The sequence below is a fragment of the Enterococcus sp. AZ126 genome (assembly GCF_051714545.1).
In the GTDB taxonomy this organism is placed as follows: Bacteria; Bacillota; Bacilli; order Lactobacillales; family Enterococcaceae; genus Enterococcus_L.
Genome location: NZ_JBIOSB010000001.1, coordinates 932,293 through 949,994, shown reverse-complemented (window position 1 = coordinate 949,994; position 17,702 = coordinate 932,293). Strand labels below are relative to the sequence as shown.

15 protein-coding genes are annotated in these 17,702 nt (G+C 35.2%); 11 read left to right on the top strand and 4 right to left on the bottom strand.

From position 1 onward, the window contains the following. Positions 1–272 precede the first annotated feature (272 nt). Entirely contained in the window at positions 273–692 is a 420-nt protein-coding gene (locus IGI43_RS04665) for an ArpU family phage packaging/lysis transcriptional regulator (RefSeq protein WP_438756664.1), read from the top strand. Positions 693–866: 174 nt separating this feature from the next. Beyond that, positions 867–1,250: a phage holin family protein gene (locus IGI43_RS04660; protein ID WP_438758813.1), complete on the top strand. Its 384-nt coding sequence runs from the start codon at positions 867–869 to the stop codon at positions 1,248–1,250. 79 nt (positions 1,251–1,329) lie between these two features. Here the strand turns inward: IGI43_RS04660 and IGI43_RS04655 are convergent, their stop codons facing one another. Continuing rightward, a complete protein-coding gene (locus IGI43_RS04655; RefSeq protein WP_438756663.1) occupies positions 1,330–2,766 on the bottom strand; it encodes an MFS transporter in 1,437 nt (478 codons plus the stop codon). Positions 2,767–3,264: 498 nt separating this feature from the next. On the opposite strand from IGI43_RS04655, the gene IGI43_RS04650 reads away from it, so the two are divergent. From IGI43_RS04650 to IGI43_RS04635, 4 genes are all read left to right on the top strand, one after another. Continuing rightward, entirely contained in the window at positions 3,265–4,587 is a 1,323-nt protein-coding gene (locus IGI43_RS04650) for a DRTGG domain-containing protein (RefSeq protein ID WP_438756662.1), read from the top strand. Positions 4,588–4,600: 13 nt separating this feature from the next. Continuing rightward, a complete protein-coding gene (locus tag IGI43_RS04645; RefSeq protein ID WP_438756661.1) occupies positions 4,601–5,551 on the top strand; it encodes a DHH family phosphoesterase in 951 nt (316 codons plus the stop codon). 100 nt (positions 5,552–5,651) lie between these two features. Beyond that, positions 5,652–5,822: a hypothetical protein gene (locus IGI43_RS04640; protein WP_438756660.1), complete on the top strand. Its 171-nt coding sequence runs from the start codon at positions 5,652–5,654 to the stop codon at positions 5,820–5,822. Positions 5,823–6,078: 256 nt separating this feature from the next. After that, on the top strand, positions 6,079–6,423 hold the full coding sequence (locus IGI43_RS04635) for a zinc ribbon domain-containing protein YjdM (RefSeq protein WP_438756659.1): 345 nt from the start codon (positions 6,079–6,081) through the stop codon (positions 6,421–6,423). 491 nt (positions 6,424–6,914) lie between these two features. Here the strand turns inward: IGI43_RS04635 and IGI43_RS04630 are convergent, their stop codons facing one another. Next, positions 6,915–7,019 (bottom strand): putative holin-like toxin, encoded by a 105-nt coding sequence (locus IGI43_RS04630; protein WP_438756658.1) that lies wholly within the window; start codon positions 7,017–7,019, stop codon positions 6,915–6,917. Positions 7,020–7,574: 555 nt separating this feature from the next. After that, on the bottom strand, positions 7,575–7,898 hold the full coding sequence (locus IGI43_RS04625) for a hypothetical protein (RefSeq protein ID WP_438756657.1): 324 nt from the start codon (positions 7,896–7,898) through the stop codon (positions 7,575–7,577). A 187-nt stretch (positions 7,899–8,085) separates the two neighbouring features. Here IGI43_RS04625 and IGI43_RS04620 point away from each other — a divergent pair, with 187 nt between their 5' ends. Together IGI43_RS04620 and IGI43_RS04615 are read left to right on the top strand one after the other, a co-directional pair. After that, a complete protein-coding gene (locus IGI43_RS04620; protein WP_438756656.1) occupies positions 8,086–9,261 on the top strand; it encodes a VanZ family protein in 1,176 nt (391 codons plus the stop codon). 66 nt (positions 9,262–9,327) lie between these two features. Next, positions 9,328–10,680 carry a DEAD/DEAH box helicase gene (locus IGI43_RS04615; protein WP_438756655.1) on the top strand — a complete coding sequence of 451 codons (1,353 nt, stop codon included), beginning with the start codon at positions 9,328–9,330 and terminating at the stop codon, positions 10,678–10,680. A gap of 29 nt (positions 10,681–10,709) precedes the next feature. On the opposite strand, the gene IGI43_RS04610 is transcribed toward IGI43_RS04615, so the two are convergent. After that, the gene (locus tag IGI43_RS04610) at positions 10,710–11,144 is read right to left on the bottom strand and encodes a GNAT family N-acetyltransferase (protein WP_438756654.1); all 435 of its coding nucleotides are present in this window, start codon (positions 11,142–11,144) and stop codon (positions 10,710–10,712) included. 94 nt (positions 11,145–11,238) lie between these two features. On the opposite strand from IGI43_RS04610, the gene IGI43_RS04605 reads away from it, so the two are divergent. The 3 genes from IGI43_RS04605 to glgB all read left to right on the top strand — a co-directional run bounded on the left by IGI43_RS04605 (position 11,239) and on the right by glgB (position 17,687). Next, complete coding sequence (locus IGI43_RS04605; RefSeq protein ID WP_438756653.1) at positions 11,239–12,345, top strand: DUF7278 family profilin-like fold-containing protein; 1,107 nt, start codon at positions 11,239–11,241, stop codon at positions 12,343–12,345. 329 nt (positions 12,346–12,674) lie between these two features. Continuing rightward, positions 12,675–15,314: an alanine--tRNA ligase gene (gene alaS, locus IGI43_RS04600; protein ID WP_438756652.1), complete on the top strand. Its 2,640-nt coding sequence runs from the start codon at positions 12,675–12,677 to the stop codon at positions 15,312–15,314. A gap of 477 nt (positions 15,315–15,791) precedes the next feature. Continuing rightward, complete coding sequence (gene glgB, locus IGI43_RS04595) at positions 15,792–17,687, top strand: 1,4-alpha-glucan branching protein GlgB (RefSeq protein ID WP_438756651.1); 1,896 nt, start codon at positions 15,792–15,794, stop codon at positions 17,685–17,687. Positions 17,688–17,702: the final 15 nt, after the last annotated feature.

Sequence of the window (17,702 nt, the reverse complement as noted above, 5' to 3'; positions counted from 1 at the left end):
TTTTTCAACCTTTCATAAGCTTAAATGAAAAATATTAGCTTTTAAGCTATTTTTAATTGACAATTAGCTTTTAAGCTATTATAATACTCTTATAAACTAATTTGTCAGTAAGTAGTTAGACAAAGCTATTCTAGCAGTCAGCATCTATAGCGAAGGCAGCGGAAGCAGAATAAAGCTTATTTAACTATACTTACATAATAGCGTAAATGCTAATGTTAGTCAATGATTTTAATATAAATTAGCTAATTCACTAAATAAAGGAGAGGATAAAAATGCTTTTATTCCCTGAAATCGATCGAAAGAAAACGAAAAAAAAAGTTGATAATTTACTAAAAACGTATCGTTCTTTAGTAAGAATCGCTGGAGAGAAATGTTCGCCGAAAGTAACAACGGCATATACATTTGAAATGAAAAATATTGATAAAGAATTTTCTCGCAAACCGGATAAAGTGGTTGATCGAAAATATCTTGCAGAAGTTGAATTAGAAAAGATCACAGATGCTATGAATCAGTTGGATGCGTACGATAGGCAATTATTATATGACAAATTTATGGACCGAAATTTTACAACAAATATCGCGATATATATGAAACATCATATGAGTGAAAGTAAGTTTTATCGGGAATTAGACAATGCGATGATACATTTTGCTGAGTCATATGAAAGTGGAAAACTGTTAATAGAAAAATGACACTATTATGGGAGAAATTTGGTAGTTTAACTAGACAATAATCAAGTAAAGTATTCCTATACGATAGTTAAAAAGTGTTCAAAAAAAAGAAAAGCATTTAAAGCAAACTATCGTAATGATTCAAAAATAATAAGCTAATTAAGTAAATAATGAAAAAAGGTGGTAATTATGAAAATGTTTGAGTATTTAGATCGTTTTTTAGTCGATGCAGATCATAAAGCAATTTACGTGTTAGCATTGATTTGTATCGCGATGATCATCGATTTTTTAAGCGGTAGTTTAGCTGCAAAAATCAACCCCAAAATTGATTTTTTAAGTAAAGTAGGGATCAATGGAATATTGAGAAAGGTAGCTAGCATGGTATTGCTCATGTTTTTTATTCCCTTAGCGCCATTGATTCCAGGTGGAGCTGGGGTAGGGCTGATCTATGTTTTATATGTTGGCTATCTGCTGATGGAGTTAAAGTCAATCTTTGAAAATTATAAAAAAATGGGCATTGGAACTGAATTATTTGAAGAGTTCATCAAGAGCATTAAAAATGGCAATGAAGATGACTAGTACAAGTCATTTTATTATCTATTAAAAAAATGAAACTGAACGCAGAGATTTTCTGTCGCAGTTTCATTTTTTAGTATACTTATCTTTTTTTAGTGTTTAATGAACGGAATAAAGTTAGACCTAAAGCCGTTAAACATAAAATAAAAGAACCTAAGAACGTGATCCTCATTCCAAAAATAAAGATATCAGGTCTTGCGCTGATGTATGTCGTCACACGTTGACCATAAGCAACGCTCATTGCGTTATACAAAATTGTCGTAGCCAATGCAATTCCCAAGACCATGCCTAAATTACGAGCGAATGAGTTCATACTCCCAGCAACGCCTAAATCCTCTTTGGAAACACTACTCATGACAGTCGTATTGTTCGGTGATTGGAAAAGTGCATTTCCTAAACCCATAATACCAGTCGCCACAATATAATACCAAAGCGGTGTGCCTTGATTTAAAAACATATACATTAAAGACGTGATCGATAACAAAATCAATCCAGATAAAGTTAATATCTTTGTGCCGATTTTATCCGTTAAAAAACCGCTAATAGGAGAACCAACGACCATTAATAAAGGAAAAACCATCATCAATAGTCCTGCTTTACTGGCTGGTAAACCACGGGCATTTTGTAAGTAAAACGGGATCACAACGTTGACAAAGAAGTTAGATGAAAAAATCAAAACAGCCGTGATCAAGCTCATTGTAAAGACCTTGTTTTTAAAAATCGAAAAAGTGATCAAAGGTTGACGGACACGTTTTTCTACTCTTATAAAAATGATAAATGAAAGTACTGCAAAAGCAAATAATACAACAGACAAAGTAGCGTCAAAGCCGATTTCCTGACCAATAAAGATACCTCCAAAGAATGTCATAATAAAGGCAGCAAACAAACTAAATCCAAGTATATCAACTTTTTTGCCACTTTTAGTGATATCTTTTGGTAAAAATTTCTCGCCAATCAAGATTGTGATGATTCCAACAGGCACATTAATCCAGAAAATATAAGACCATGAAAAATGAGAAAGAATCAATCCGCCGATTCCAGGTCCAGCAATTGACCCCAGAGAAACAAAAGCACCAATCGAACCTAATGCTCGACCACGTTCTTTAAAAGGAAATACTTCTGTGACAATCCCCGAATTTGCGGCCATCGTCATACTTGAACCAATTCCTTGAACGATCCGTGCAAATAAAAGAAATTCTAACGAATGATTAAATCCGCATAATAACGAGCCTATTGTAAAAATCACGGTTCCGATACGGTAAACTTTGATCTTACCAAAACTATCTCCGATTTTTCCAAAAAGTAAGAGACACGAACAGACAATCATCAAATAAATTGAAACAATCCATTCTGATTGATTCATTGGTACCTTCATATCTTTTGAAATGGTCGGTAACGCTATATTGACGATACTAGCATCTAAAGTGGACATGAAAGTAAACATGGCCACCGAGACTAAGATCCACCAGCGATTTTTTTGTACTTCTTTATTTTCTTGAAAACTATTAACTGACTCCATAGACTCATCTCCTTAAAAAAGTGTCACATTCCGTTCTTATGATACTCCTTTTTTTAAGAAAATGTTAGTGAAAAAATGATGGAAACTGTCGGAAAAAATTATTTTTTTCAACAATTACATCAATAAATAAATTTCGGGGATTTTACGAGAGTAATCATATAAAATAAAAAATTTGTATTTGTTTATTTTTGACTTCTGTTACAATAAAAAGAGAATAACTGTACTAAAATATCGTTTTTTTTGTTATACTTTTTAAGTGAAGTCAATCATTGTGGAAGGTATATCTGTTTCAAAACGTCTTATAACGAATTAAAACAGACGAACCACTTAACATAAAAAATGCTGATGATGTATGAAAAGTGAAAGAAAAAACAAAAATATAAAGTCTTAAGAGAATAAGTTTTTGATTGTTCAGTCCGAAGAAAATTTTGCAAAAATGAATGACTTTCCAGCCAAAGCTGAACGAACCCACTACACTTTTAAGATAAGGAGGACATTATGGCGACGAAACATGATCAAATATTAAAGTATATTGAAGGATTGCCGATTGGTGATCGTATTTCTGTTAGAAGCATTGCTAAAAATCTTGGTGTGAGTGAGGGCACTGCGTATCGGGCTATTAAAGATGCTGAAAACATTGGATTAGTCTCGACGATCCAGCGTGTGGGAACAATTCGAATTGAACGTAAATTAAAAAAACATATCGAAAAATTAACATTTGGTGAAGTGGTTCGTATTATTGAGGGTGACGTTCTAGGGGGAACAGCTGGTTTAGATAAGGTCTTAAATAAGTTTGTGATCGGTGCGATGACTGAAAAGGCGATGACGCGATACATTACGCCTGGATCACTGATGATTGTTGGGAATCGTCAAGGGGTTCAAAAATTAGCTCTGGAAAATGGGGCGGCTGTTTTGATCACTGGTGGATTTGACACAGAAGTCGAAATTGCTGAGTTGGCGGATGAATTAGAAATGCCGGTCCTAAGAACAACGTATGATACGTTTACTGTGGCTACCATGATCAACCGTGCATTGAGCGATCAATTGATCAAAAAAGATATTATGTTGGTCAGTGACATTTATACGACATTAGAAAAAACGAATTACTTATATTCCACGAATACCATTGCAGATTATCAAAAGCTTTCTGAAAAAACCCATCATTCACGTTTTCCTGTAGTAAATAAAAGCCTGCGATTGGTTGGAATCGTTACAGCTAAAGATGTTTTAGGCAAAACAGAAACATTGGCAATGGATAAAGTCATGACCAAAGATCCGATCGTAGTGAAAAAAATGATGAGTGTTGCTAGTGTCAGCCATCAAATGATTTGGGATGGATTAGAAGTCATGCCGGTTGTTGAAGACGATCTATCATTAGTTGGTTTCGTTTCTAGACAAGATGTAATGAAAGCAATGCAGCTCGTTCAAAGACAACCCCAAATTGCTGATACGATTTCAGATCAAATCTCTGGTGAAGTCATGCCTATTGACGAGAACGGAAAAGCAGATGAGCCTCAGTTCAAATTTTCCGTCACACCCCAAATGGTCAACAGTGTTGGGACGATTTCATTTGGTGTCTTAAGTGAAATCATCTCAAATGTGACACAGCGCACGATGATCACTAATCAAAGAAGAAATGTTTTGATTGAACAAATGAGTTTGCATTATCTGCGTTTGATTCAATTAGAAAGTGAACTTACTATTCGTCCAAGAGTTTTAGAAATTGGGCGACGGTCAGCGAAATTGGACATTGAAGTTTATTTGGAGAATGCACTTGTCGCGAAAGCAATCGTTGTTTGCCAAGTAATGGAGCGTACCTAGGAGGAAGTATAATATGGATGTTGTCAAAGAAATTTTAACAAAAATAAAAATGTATCAAACAATTATTATTCATCGCCATCAACGACCTGATCCAGATGCGATCGGTTCACAAGCTGGTTTAGCAGAAATTTTACGAGAAAGCTTTCCAGAGAAAAATATTTATCAAGTAGGCGGTCCTGTTGAGGGCTTAGAGTTTTTAGCGCAAATGAATGAAGTGTCTGATGAAACATATAAAAATGCATTAGTTATCGTGACTGATACGGCTAATTCTCCTAGAATCAGTGATGAACGTTATGATTTAGGGGCGGAATTGATTAAAATAGATCACCATCCGAACGATGATCCATATGGTGATTTGGTTTGGGTCAATACGAAGGCGAGTAGTTGTAGTGAGATTATTGCGGATTTCTATCATCTTAATCAAGATGAATTGGTCCTAAATAGCAATGCAGCTCGCTTGTTATATGCTGGAATTATCGGAGATACTGGCAGGTTTTTATATCCATCAACGACGCCTCATACATTAGAAGTAGCCGCCGAATTGATGTCGTTTGATTTTAATCCTGCAGAGCTAAATCGTGAATTAGAACAAATTCCAATGAATGTGGCTAAATTAGCTGGATATGTGTACCAAAATATTGAAGTGGATGAACAAGGGGCAGCTAAAGTTATTCTGCCCCAATCGTTACTTGATGAATATGGTATTGTAGATTCAGACACAGCCGCAATCGTATCTTTACCTGGTGTGATCGATGAAGTTTTGGCATGGGGAATCTTTGTGGAACAACCACAAGGGTATTACCGAGTACGTCTACGCTCAAAAGGTCCTGTGATCAATGAATTGGCCAAAAAACATCATGGTGGCGGACATCCTCTAGCCAGTGGAGCGAATGCTAAGGATCAAAAAGAAATAAAGGCTATTTATGAAGCGATTCAAAAATTATGTAAAGAATATAAAAAATAATTAGCAAGACTTCTGCTATTCTAAAGTCAGTTAAATAGTGGATAGTGATTTTTTAAGACAAGCTAAACCTAATTGTGCCAAATAATATCATTTGGTGTAGTTGGGTTTTGCTTTTTCAGTGAATAAAAATCATGGTCAAGAAAAACGAATAAAAGAAATGACGAAAGACAAACGCCTAAGAGAATATAATTTTGGCATAGATGAAGACTTACCCGATGGTAGATTGAAGAATGCTAGTGTGTCAAAAATAAGTTATGATGATGGAAAATAAATGATTGAGAGTATGACTAATCTTCCTTATATCGAAAAGGCAAATAAATGTTTTCTTGTAAATTTCTCTTGTAAATGGGTCTTCCCTTTCATCTGGAAATACGATAGAATGAATTGACAACATTTTGATGGATAGCTGTTATTTTTATGAGATTTTTTCATTAAAATAATAACTATCAGGAGCTATTAAAAAGAGAAGACCCGTTACTTTAAGCAGTAAGGGGCGCTGAATCTATAAAGAGAAGAGGAGAATTTAGATGGAAAATTTACCAAGTTGCCCTGAATGTGGTTCAACATATACTTATGAGGATCGCGGCATGATTATTTGTCCAGAGTGTGGACATGAATGGTCACCAACCGATACAGCTGAAGATACAGCAGCTGTTATTAAAGATTCCAATGGAAATATTTTGGCGGATGGAGATAACGTGACAGTTATCAAAGATTTGAAGGTCAAAGGAGCAAGTGGTGCAATCAAACAAGGAACGAAAGTTAAAGGTATTCGTTTAGTGGTTGATGCAGCTGATGGTCATAATATTGATTGTAAAGTGGATGGATTTGGTCCAATGAAGCTTAAATCAGAGTTTGTGAAGAAGAATTAAAGCTAAAATAGTTGTTTTATATTATTAATCTTAACGAGCTTGGGACATGTCCCAAGAACCATAGAATAGAAGACCGAAAATCATAAAAATGATTTCAAGTCTTCTATTTTTTAGATTATTGGGAGATTCTTCCTTGATAAATGTACTTAGAAAAAAATTACTGAAAAGCAAATCTTTTTGTCAACACATGAAGAAGATAAGAAGAATTATATTGCATACAAATTTATGAATAATGGATTAACGGTAAAAATGTTTAACGCAAAAAATGAATAGTATCAAATTGCAAATAATAAGTCATTCACTATCTGTTCTTGATATTGTAAGAGAATAAAAAATAGAGATAATCTAACTATAAACTTATTGATTTCTATGCTATAATGAACCCGTAAAGAGGATATGCGCTAACATATCCTCTTCGACAGAGCCGTTTAAGACGGTAACTAGATTAGATTATTTTTTAAGAATAACCGTAGCCAGGCTAAAGCTGACGGTTATTTTTTGTCTTTAAGCAATTCCACAATCAGTTTGATCAAAGCGATGGTGAACAGACCAAAGCTTAAAATCAGCTGAATTGTTTCCAATGCGGACAAAGGCATTCTCCTTTCTAAAGATTTCAGCACTTACATTCATAAGCACCACCACCTTTCAGAAGTAGCCACCGTCATAACTTCTCTGTTTTCTTATTGTACCATAATAAGCATTAAAAAAAGTATGTTTATTCCGTCTTTTTGTCATAATTTTTCCGTATGGAAATCAACTGTTTCTCAGTAAGGAACAAATCTGTTTATCTAAAATTTCCAGCATGTCTTCTATTTCCTTAATAGCTGTGATAAATATTCCCACAAGTATGATATTTACGAATGATTTTCTTTTTGTTACCAGATATAATTTGGTCATTGAAAAAAGTATTCAATAATAATAACGGTATTTCCATAAAATATTTTTCTTTCATTCAAACAAAATAATTTGTGAAACCATCCAAAAAAACGACATAAGCAGTTTAAAGCTGTCAATATTGTTTCCAATGGGAAAGAAGTTTCGTAAATCGACCGAAAATAGCAATCATATCTAGAAATTCATACAAAAGCTTGGTACAATTTGAAACTTCTCTGTGAAATATATAGGATGCATTTTATATTCTATTTTTGTATCTAGTCCGAATCTTCCCGAAATGATTGCACTCGCTTCACACCACGCCAAAGATTAATAAGAGCTAAAACGCCCCCTAAAATAAGTGGGATCCACAATAGTTCTGGCGAGTAATTTAAATTATTTAGTTGCTCGATGGAATGACTATCTTCCAAAGTCCATAATCCTTGTAATACCTGAAAACTAAACGCCATCATAAAGGTGGCAATCAGTAGAAGGACAAAGCCAATGTAATGCAGTTTGCTTTTTTTTCTAATAATAGCAAATACAATATATAAAAAAAGTAGAAAGATAGGTACGCCAAAAGCAAAGTATGGATTTAACATAAAAAGACCTCCGTATGTAAGAATTGAATACTAAAATTTGTTCCCATATTGTAATCTAAATCCTTATAAAACAATCATACTGCAATTTTTTCAATTTGCATAATATATTTTTTTGTTAAAACTTTCGTTTTTAGAAATGACAAAATAGTTATTTTCTACTACACTGGAGAAAAGGAGTGATTTCTAGATGTCAGCATACACTGTGCCAATCAAAACGGCGATAATCGTGTTTCCTTTTTTAGCGTTTGCGATTTCGTTTGTACTTGTTATTCGAGAATATCGAAAATATGGCACCTTTTTATTTAGGCGGGCACTGATACTATATTCGTTTGTATTTTATTTATTATGTGCGTATTTTTTAATTATTTTACCATTGCCACCTCGTGCGGAAGTAGCGCAATATACTAGTCAGTATTTTGAATTACGACCATTTTATTTTGTTAGTCGTTTTTTACACGATACGGTATTGAATATCCATGATCCAAGTACCTTTGTTCCAGCTCTTAGACAAGGAGTTGTGTTAGAACCTGTATTCAATGTTTTGCTTTTAGTCCCGTTTGGTGTTTACTTGCGTTATTATTTTAAGTGCTCATTTAAAAAAGTTGTTTTAGCTAGTTTTCTCTTGTCGCTCTTTTTTGAATTGACGCAGTTGAGCGGTTTGTACTTTATCTATCCTAGACCTTACCGTTTAGCGGATGTGAATGATTTGATCAATAATACGTTTGGTGGAATTGTTGGTTATGGGATCACACCGATGTTGACCTTTTTGTTTCCAACAAGAGATGAGTTGGATGAGGCGGCGTATGAAAAGGGACAGTCGGTCAGTTTGTTTAGACGATTTGTGGCTTTTCTGATCGATTGGTTTGTGATTTCGATCGTTCAAACAATTGTGATGTTGCTTCTAAACTTAATTCCTCAGTATAGAGAATGGTTTGCAGGATATCCTGCATTAGAAGGACGAGTTTGGTTTTTCGTTATGGTCTTTTTAGTGTTTATGCTATTGCCAAAACTTACGAATGGAGAAACGATAGGCAAGAAAATCGTGCGTATTCAAGTAGTGGAAGAAGGGCATGAAAAAATTCGTTTTAGAGCGCTATTTATTCGATATGGGTATTTGTATTTTGTTTATGGTCTGATCAGTTCCTACATGACAAGTTCAGCCGATTTACTGAATTCGAATAATCGTATGTTGCAGCTTGTGAGTTTTATGTTGTTTCTATTTTGTTCATTCTTACTACTCCTGTTTTTCATCAATGTGTTTTATGTACTTATCAGAAAAAAACGTCGGCTATTTTATGAAAAAGCAAGTCATACCTATACGATCAGCACGATAAAAAGAGAGAAAAATACAGAAAATCAATAAGGATTTGTGGTTTTTGTGGTATAATGCATGAGGACTTACACAACAAGTTTGAAAGAGGTGAGGTAAATGAGTTCATTTAAACAATTTCAGTTCAACGATTTTATCATGGAAGCACTAGCAGATAAAGGTTTTGAACAACCAACAGAAGTACAAGAAAAATTGATTCCTGTCATTAAAAAAGGCAAAAGTGTGATCGGTCAATCTCAAACAGGAAGTGGAAAGACCCACACATTTTTATTACCATTGATGAATAAAGTAAATCCTCAATTGGATGAAGTGCAAATTTTGATCACGGCACCCAGTCGAGAGTTAGCAAATCAAATTTACCAAGAAGCAGTTCAAATCGCAAAATTCAGTCAGCCGGAAATTCGTGTGACAAATTTTGTCGGTGGGACAGATAAACAACGTCAAATTGCGAAATTAAAACATCAGCAACCGCACGTGGTTATTGGAACACCGGGACGTATTTTAGATTTGATGAATGAACAAGCATTAAAAGCTCATACTGCATTTGCTTTTGTGGTGGATGAAGCAGATATGACCTTAGACATGGGCTTTTTAGAAGAAGTTGATCAAATCGCCGGACGTCTGCCTGATAAATTACAGATGCTTGTTTTCTCAGCGACGATTCCTGAAAAGCTAAAACCGTTCTTAAAAAAATATATGGAAAATCCTGTAATAGAGCATATCCAACCGAAGAATATCATCTCAGAAACAATCGATAATTGGTTGATTTCTACTAAAGGAAAAGATAAGAATCGTCTAATTTATCAATTATTGACGATAGGACATCCTTACCTTGTCATTGTATTCGCTAATACGAAACAACGTGTCGATGAAATTACTGATTATTTAAAAGACCAAGGCTTGAAAGTTGCGAAAATTCATGGGGATATTTCTCCTAGAGAACGTAAACGTGTCATGCGCCAAGTGCAAGATCTTGAATTTCAGTATGTTGTTGCCACCGATTTAGCTGCTCGCGGTATTGATATTGAAGGAGTTTCACATGTGATCAATGCAGAAGTGCCAAGTGATCTTGACTTCTTTATTCACCGAGTAGGTAGAACAGGAAGAAATGGGCTAGATGGAACAGCAATCACTTTGTATTCACCAGCAGACGAAGAAGCAATCTCTGAAGTGGAACAATTAGGAATCGAGTTTCATCCCAAAGAAATCAAAAATGGTGAGTTGATTGATACGTATGACCGTAATCGCCGAACCAAGCGTGAAAAATCAAAAGATGCGTTAGAAGATCCAACGCTGATTGGGTTAGTTAAAAAGAAAAAGAAAAAAATCAAACCAGGCTACAAAAAGAAAATCGAATGGGCGATTTCAGCTAGTAACAAGCAAAAACGTAAAGTCGAACGTCGTCAACAAACTCGGACAGCTAAGAAATCTAAAAAGAATAGTTATAAATAAAATGAAGCAGCAAGATGGATCAACTCGTCTTAGCTGCTTAATTTTTTGATCATCTCGACACAAACGATGCCATCTTCCAAGTACTCTTCAGAGTTTACGGAGTAATGTAATGATTTGTAAAAAGGTAAAGCTGTTTTTTCTGCAGAGAGCATACTACATTTATACCCGTCGTTTCGTGCTTGATCTTCTAATAACAAAAGTAATTTCTTTCCGATCCCTCTATTGCGATAGTCTTTTCGAACACAGAAGCGATCAGGTTGGATCGTTCGGTTGTCTTTATTTTGATAACGAATCGTTGCAATTGCTAGTGTCCCTTCATAGGCCACAAAGCAATAACGATCTATAGTATCTAATTTATCAAATTCATCGTGCAATGAGATCTCTTGTTCCAATACAAAAACCTCATAACGTAAGGCAAAAGCTGCTGCCTGATTCCATCGTTCATTCCCAAAATGTATGTGCATTTTGAACCTCCAGATAATTTTCTTAATGAAAGAATCATTCAATGGTATACTTAAGCATAACAGATATTTTTGAAATGCACGAGGAGGGAATAGTGTGGATTTATTTGAACAAGTTGAATGGGCAAATTGGAAAAATTTGAAAGATCCAGAAAAAGAAGGGCTTTTACAGCAATTGTTGATGTATTTTGTGCCACCAACTGTTGAAATTAATACGATTCAATTAGTAAATTTTGAACTGTATGGCATTAAATGTCGCACGTTTGAATTAGAGTTTGATGGTGAATTATTTGTGTTCATTCCTGGAAATAGCGAGGCGATTCTTGGTTGGGATTTAGGCGCAGAGGGACTACGTTCACATGAGCTATTAGGATTTGATGTAGAGGATTTGGAAAAAAACACATTCAAAACGACCTTAACAAATGAAGAAATTTCACCTGTATCTGAATGGTTAGAAGAAGAGCCTCAATATGATTTAACATCGTTAGAGGGAATTTCTGATTACATAAATGAGTATACGACGAATTTAAGAAAAGTTGCGATTCCGGCCATGTTTGTTCAAAAATATGCATTACCAGCTGGAACTGAATTTTTAGGAATATTTGACACGGTAACAGGAAGCTTTGAAGGGGAAGTAGAACAATTTTTTCCATATGAAGAGATCATTTGTGCGCAACTTTTTCCTAAACTATCTGCTGAAGAAAGTTTCACCTGGTCATTCCCCAAATCTTTATTGGTAAAAAATGAATGTTATTTAGAGTTCTTACCTGAATCAGATTATTATTTTGTCTATAGCCATAATGATTTCACGCACGAAGAATTAAAGCTTGCGGTCAAAAGGCAAGGGTTTGATTTGCTGTCACAAAATCAGTGGGAGTTTGCTGTAGGTGGGGGAACCCGTCGTTTATTTCGCTGGGGAAATGAATTGCTGATTCAAGATAATGAATCTGGCCGTCAAATTAAAAGCAAAATGGATGGTGCGAACATGTTTGGTCTAGTGATCGACACCGAACAAAAACATTTTGAGCTGACGGATGATTTGGCAAAAAGTAAATTGATCAATCAACTAGTAGAAAAAGAAACGATAATCGAGAAGATGCTGCCGCTATCCACCTATTTCCATCCAAGGCATATGATTTCAGCAGATCAAAAACTAAGTCCAAAAGAGTATCTCTATCGAAAAGTCATTAAAATTGAAAGTTAATTGAAAGCATTGACTTTTTTTCAATCTTTCCTTATAATTTGTAGGGAAACTAAAGGATATGATTCGGTTTAGAGTGTTTACAGAAAGTTCTTCATTGTTGAAAGAAGAATAACACAACAACGTAATTGCTCCCTTTAAATAAATTTTGGTAGAAATATCAACGCGACTCTGCGTTATGGAGGTTAAGAGGTAATGAATGTATGTCAAGCGACTTCATTGCAAACAAGGTGGTACCGCGATTTGTCGTCCTTGTGTTGCAATGAATGCCGCTTTTTTGTTGCACAAAATCGAAAACTCATCACTTATTTTTAGAAAGTAGGAATGAAACAATGAAACAATTATCAAGTAGTCAAGTTCGTCAAATGTATTTAGACTTTTTCAAATCAAAAGGGCATTCTGTAGAGCCAAGTGCTTCTCTAGTGCCTGTCAATGACCCAACCTTACTGTGGATCAATTCAGGTGTTGCCACATTGAAAAAATATTTTGATGGGTCAGTTGTTCCTGAAAATCCAAGAATCACAAATGCACAAAAATCGATTCGTACAAATGATATCGAAAATGTTGGAAAAACGGCACGTCACCATACAATGTTTGAAATGTTAGGGAACTTTTCGATCGGTGATTATTTTAAAAATGAAGCAATCCACTGGGCGTGGGAGTTTCTAACTTCTCCTGAATGGATGGCATTTGATCCTGAAAAATTATATGTAACAGTTTACCCAAAAGATACAGAAGCAAAACGTATTTGGCATGAAGAGGTTGGTCTATCAATGGATCATATCATTGATATTGAAGACAACTTCTGGGATATTGGTGCGGGTCCATGTGGTCCAGACTCAGAAATTTTTTATGACCGTGGTGAGTCATTCAACGACGTTGCAGAAGATGATCCAGAAAACTATCCTGGTGGAGAAAATGAACGTTATTTGGAAATTTGGAATTTAGTATTTTCTGAGTTTAACCACCAAGCGGATAATACGTATGAGCCACTGCCTCATAAAAATATTGATACGGGCATGGGCTTGGAGCGTATGGTTTCTATCGTTCAAAATGCTCCAACGAACTTTGAAACAGATTTATTTATGCCGATCATTCATGCAGTAGAAAAATTAAGCGGACAAGTAACATATGGTCAATCACCACAAACCGATATTTCATTTAAAGTCATTGCAGACCATATTCGCGCATTATCATTTGCAATCGGAGATGGAGCATTGCCTTCAAATGAAGGCCGTGGCTACGTATTGCGCCGTTTATTACGTCGTGCGGTTATGCATGGGAAAAAATTAGGAATCAACGAAGCCTTCTTATACAAATTAGTTCCAGTAGTTGGTGATGTGATGGTCAGCTATTACCCAGAAGTATTGCAACAAAAAGAATTTATAGAAAAAGTGGTTCGGACAGAAGAAGAGCGTTTCCACGAAACGATCAATGAAGGATTAGATATTTTAAATGAGTTGATCACGAAAGTAAAAGCAGCTAATGAAGCTACTTTAAATGGTAAAGATATTTTCAAATTATATGATACGTATGGCTTCCCAGTTGAATTAACTGAAGAAGTGGCAGAAGATTCTGGCTTAAAAGTTGATCATGCTGGATTTGAAAAAGAAATGGACGCGCAAAGGGAACGTGCTCGTTCAGCTAGAAGTAAAGCTACCTCAATGGGCGTTCAATCAGCTGTTTTGACGGATATTAAAGTTGACAGTAAATTTGTCGGTTATAGCAAGTTAGACGCTACAAGTAAACTTTTGATCATTTTAAAAGACGAAGAAATCCTTAATGAACTTTCAGAAGGTACAGCACAATTGATTTTCGCTGAAACACCTTTCTATGCTGAAATGGGCGGACAAGTAGCGGACCATGGAACAATCAAAGATGAAAATGGTACGATCGTAGCTCATGTAGAAAATGTGTTAAAAGCACCAAACGGTCAATTTTTACACACGGCTCAAGTGACTGGAAAATTAGTAGAAGGTGCAACGTATGAACTTCATGTCGATGAAAAAATGCGTAATCGTATCTTGAAAAATCATACTGCGACTCATTTATTACATCGTGCGCTGAAAGATATTTTAGGTGATCATGCCAATCAAGCTGGTTCATTAGTCGCTCCAGGTCACTTACGTTTTGACTTCACTCATTTTGGTCAAGTCACACCAGAAGAATTAGTTCAAATGGAAGCAATCGTCAATGAAAAAATTTGGGAAGCTATTCCAGTTGAAACAGTCGAAACAGATATCGATACAGCAAAAAATATGGGCGCTATGGCTTTATTTGGTGAAAAATACGGCAAAGAAGTTCGCGTCGTGAATATCGGCGGCTACTCGATCGAACTATGTGGTGGAACGCACGTAACAAATACAGAAGATATTGGTATTTTCAAAATCGTGTCCGAATCCGGGATCGGTGCAGGTGTACGTCGGATTGAAGCTGTTACGAGTAAAGAAGCGTATGAGCTAATGAACGAAGAAGAAAAACAATTAAAAATGATTGCAAGTATTGTTAAATCACCTCAACTAAAAGAAGTTGTGTCAAAAACAGAACAATTGCAACAACAATTACGCGATTTACAAAAGGAAAATGAACAACTTGCAGGAAAATTAGCTAATCAACAAGCTGGAGACATTTTCAAAGACATTAAAGAAATCAATGGCACAACATACATTGCTGCACAGGTAAATGTAAAAGATATGAATCAATTACGTCAGTTAGCAGATCAATGGAAACAAAAAGAATTATCAGATGTTTTAGTGTTAGCAACAGCTCAAGACGAAAAAGTCAGCTTATTAGCAGCAATGTCTAAAGCAGCAAATGAGAAAGGTCTGAAAGCAGGCGACTTGATCAAAACAATTGCACCAAAAGTAGGCGGAGGCGGTGGTGGCCGTCCAGATATGGCACAAGCTGGCGGTAAAAATCCAGCTGGTATCAGCGATGCTTTGAATGAAGTCGCTAACTGGTTGGCACAATAAGTAAAAATGAAGTTAGACTGATACGTTTAATCCTGAAAATCAGGTAGAGATTTTGTAACACCAGTCTTTACATCTTCTGAGGTTACGGCAATTTCGGATTTAAGGTAGGAAGCAAAAGTAGGTTTTACTTTTGCTTCCTACCTATTTTTTTTCGTTTTAAAGGTCTATTTCTTTCTTTTTTTTTATTTTGTTGTTAGATTTAAGAAAGAAACACTCATCCTTATTTAATAATATAGTTTTTTTAGAACGGAATAATGGAGAAAAATTTTAGTACACGGAAGTAATAGAGGATATTTATTTTATTAAAAGCTTAAAATTAGTTATAGTTTCAGGAATTTTACTGTATTTTCTTTTGCAATACTCAGAAAGGAAAACTATTTTCTGTAACTTTTTTGCTTATTATAAAATAAATTTATTATTATTATTAATCATCATTAATAAAAAAGTCGTTGAGGTTAAGAGAGTGAGGCTAGATGAATGTCTACTGAAAAAAGCCCGGTGAAACTGTTTCAAACAGGTGAAAATTTCTATAGCCACCATTATTTTGGCTCTCACCAGACAGTTTGGGAGAATCAAGAAGGCATTATTTTTCGAGTATGGGCGCCAAACGCCGAAAAAATTTGGCTAGTGGGTGATTTTAATCACTGGGATCGTTCGATACCTATGAAAAAGGATGATGAATTTGGTGTCTGGGAAGTAGTTACAACAGTACCAAAAGAAGGTGATCTGTATAGATATTTGGTGAAACAGTCAGATGGTAGAGAAATTTTTAAAATCGATCCGTTCGCAGTTTTTTTCGAAAAACGACCTAATAATGCATCTATACTCTACACTGTACCTGAGAAAAAATGGCGTGATGGGCAATGGCTAGGTCAGAGGAAACGACAGGATCATTTTAAAAAACCACTCAATATATACGAGGTCCATGCAAGTTCTTGGAAATTTGAAGAGAATGGAACACCTTTCACCTTTAAAAAATTGAAAGATGTACTGATTCCATATGTTAAAGAAATGGGGTTTTCCCATATTGAATTTATGCCTTTGATGGAACATCCTTTAGGCGAATCTTGGGGCTATCAATTGATCGGTTATTTTGCACTATGCTCGTATTATGGAACGCCAGTTGAATTTCAAGATTTTGTGGAAGCGTGTCATTTAAATGATATCGGTGTTTTGATTGATTGGGTGCCAGGTCATTTTTGTATCAATGATGACGCCTTAGCTTATTATGATGGAACACCGCAATTTGAATATGATGACCCGATTCGAGCAAAAAATGTTCGTTGGGGAGCGCTTAATTTTGATTTAAGTAAACCACAAGTTCAAAGTTTCTTGATTTCCAGTGCATTCTATTGGATCGATGTATTTCATATCGATGGTATTCGAGTTGATGCTGTTTCGAATATCCTTTATCTTGATTATGATGAAGGACCTTCGCTACTTAACCAAGAAGGAGAAAATCGTGATTGGGAAGGGTTTTACTTTCTACAAAAATTAAATGCTGTTATTAAAAATGTACATCCTTATGTAATCATGATCGCAGAAGAAAGTTCCTCAGAGATTAAAATAACTGGAAGTATTGAAAGTAGTAGTCTAGGGTTCGACTACAAATGGAATTTAGGTTGGATGAATGATACCCTTCGTTTTTATGAAATGGATGCGGCCTTTCGAAAATACAACTTTCACCTCCTTACATTTTCATTTATGTATATGATGAATGAAAATTACATTTTGCCACTCTCTCATGATGAGGTCGTCCATGGAAAGAGAAGTTTAATGCATAAAATGTGGGGAGATCGGTATAAACAATTTGCCCAACTTCGCAATCTGTACATTTACTTGATGACACATCCTGGAAAAAAACTCTTATTTATGGGGAGTGAATGGGGGCAATTTTTGGAGTGGAAGTCTGGGGACAGTTTAGAATGGATTGATCTTGAAGATGAAATGAATTGTGCGATGCAACATTTTACAAAAACGCTCAATAGGTTCTATAAAAATGAAAAAGCATTGTGGGAATTTGATCACCTTGCAGAAACAATTGAAATCATTGACGCTGATAATAAGGAGGAAACAGTTTTAAGTTTTATTCGTAAAGGGAAAGTTAAAAAAGATTTTCTGATCATTATTTTGAATTTTTCACCAGTGGAAAGAAAGAATTTTACGATAGGTGTGCCTTTTCCAGGAACGTATGAAGAAGTGTTGAACACGGAGATGAAAGAATTTGGCGGAACTTGGATCGAACCAAATCAAGTAAGTAAAACAAGTAATAAATCGTTTAAACAATTTGGGTATCAAATACAGACGATCGTACCGTCTCTTGGAGCGATCATTTTGAAACCAAAACAAGTCAATACACGAGTAAAAAAGTAACGAGATAAATAGATA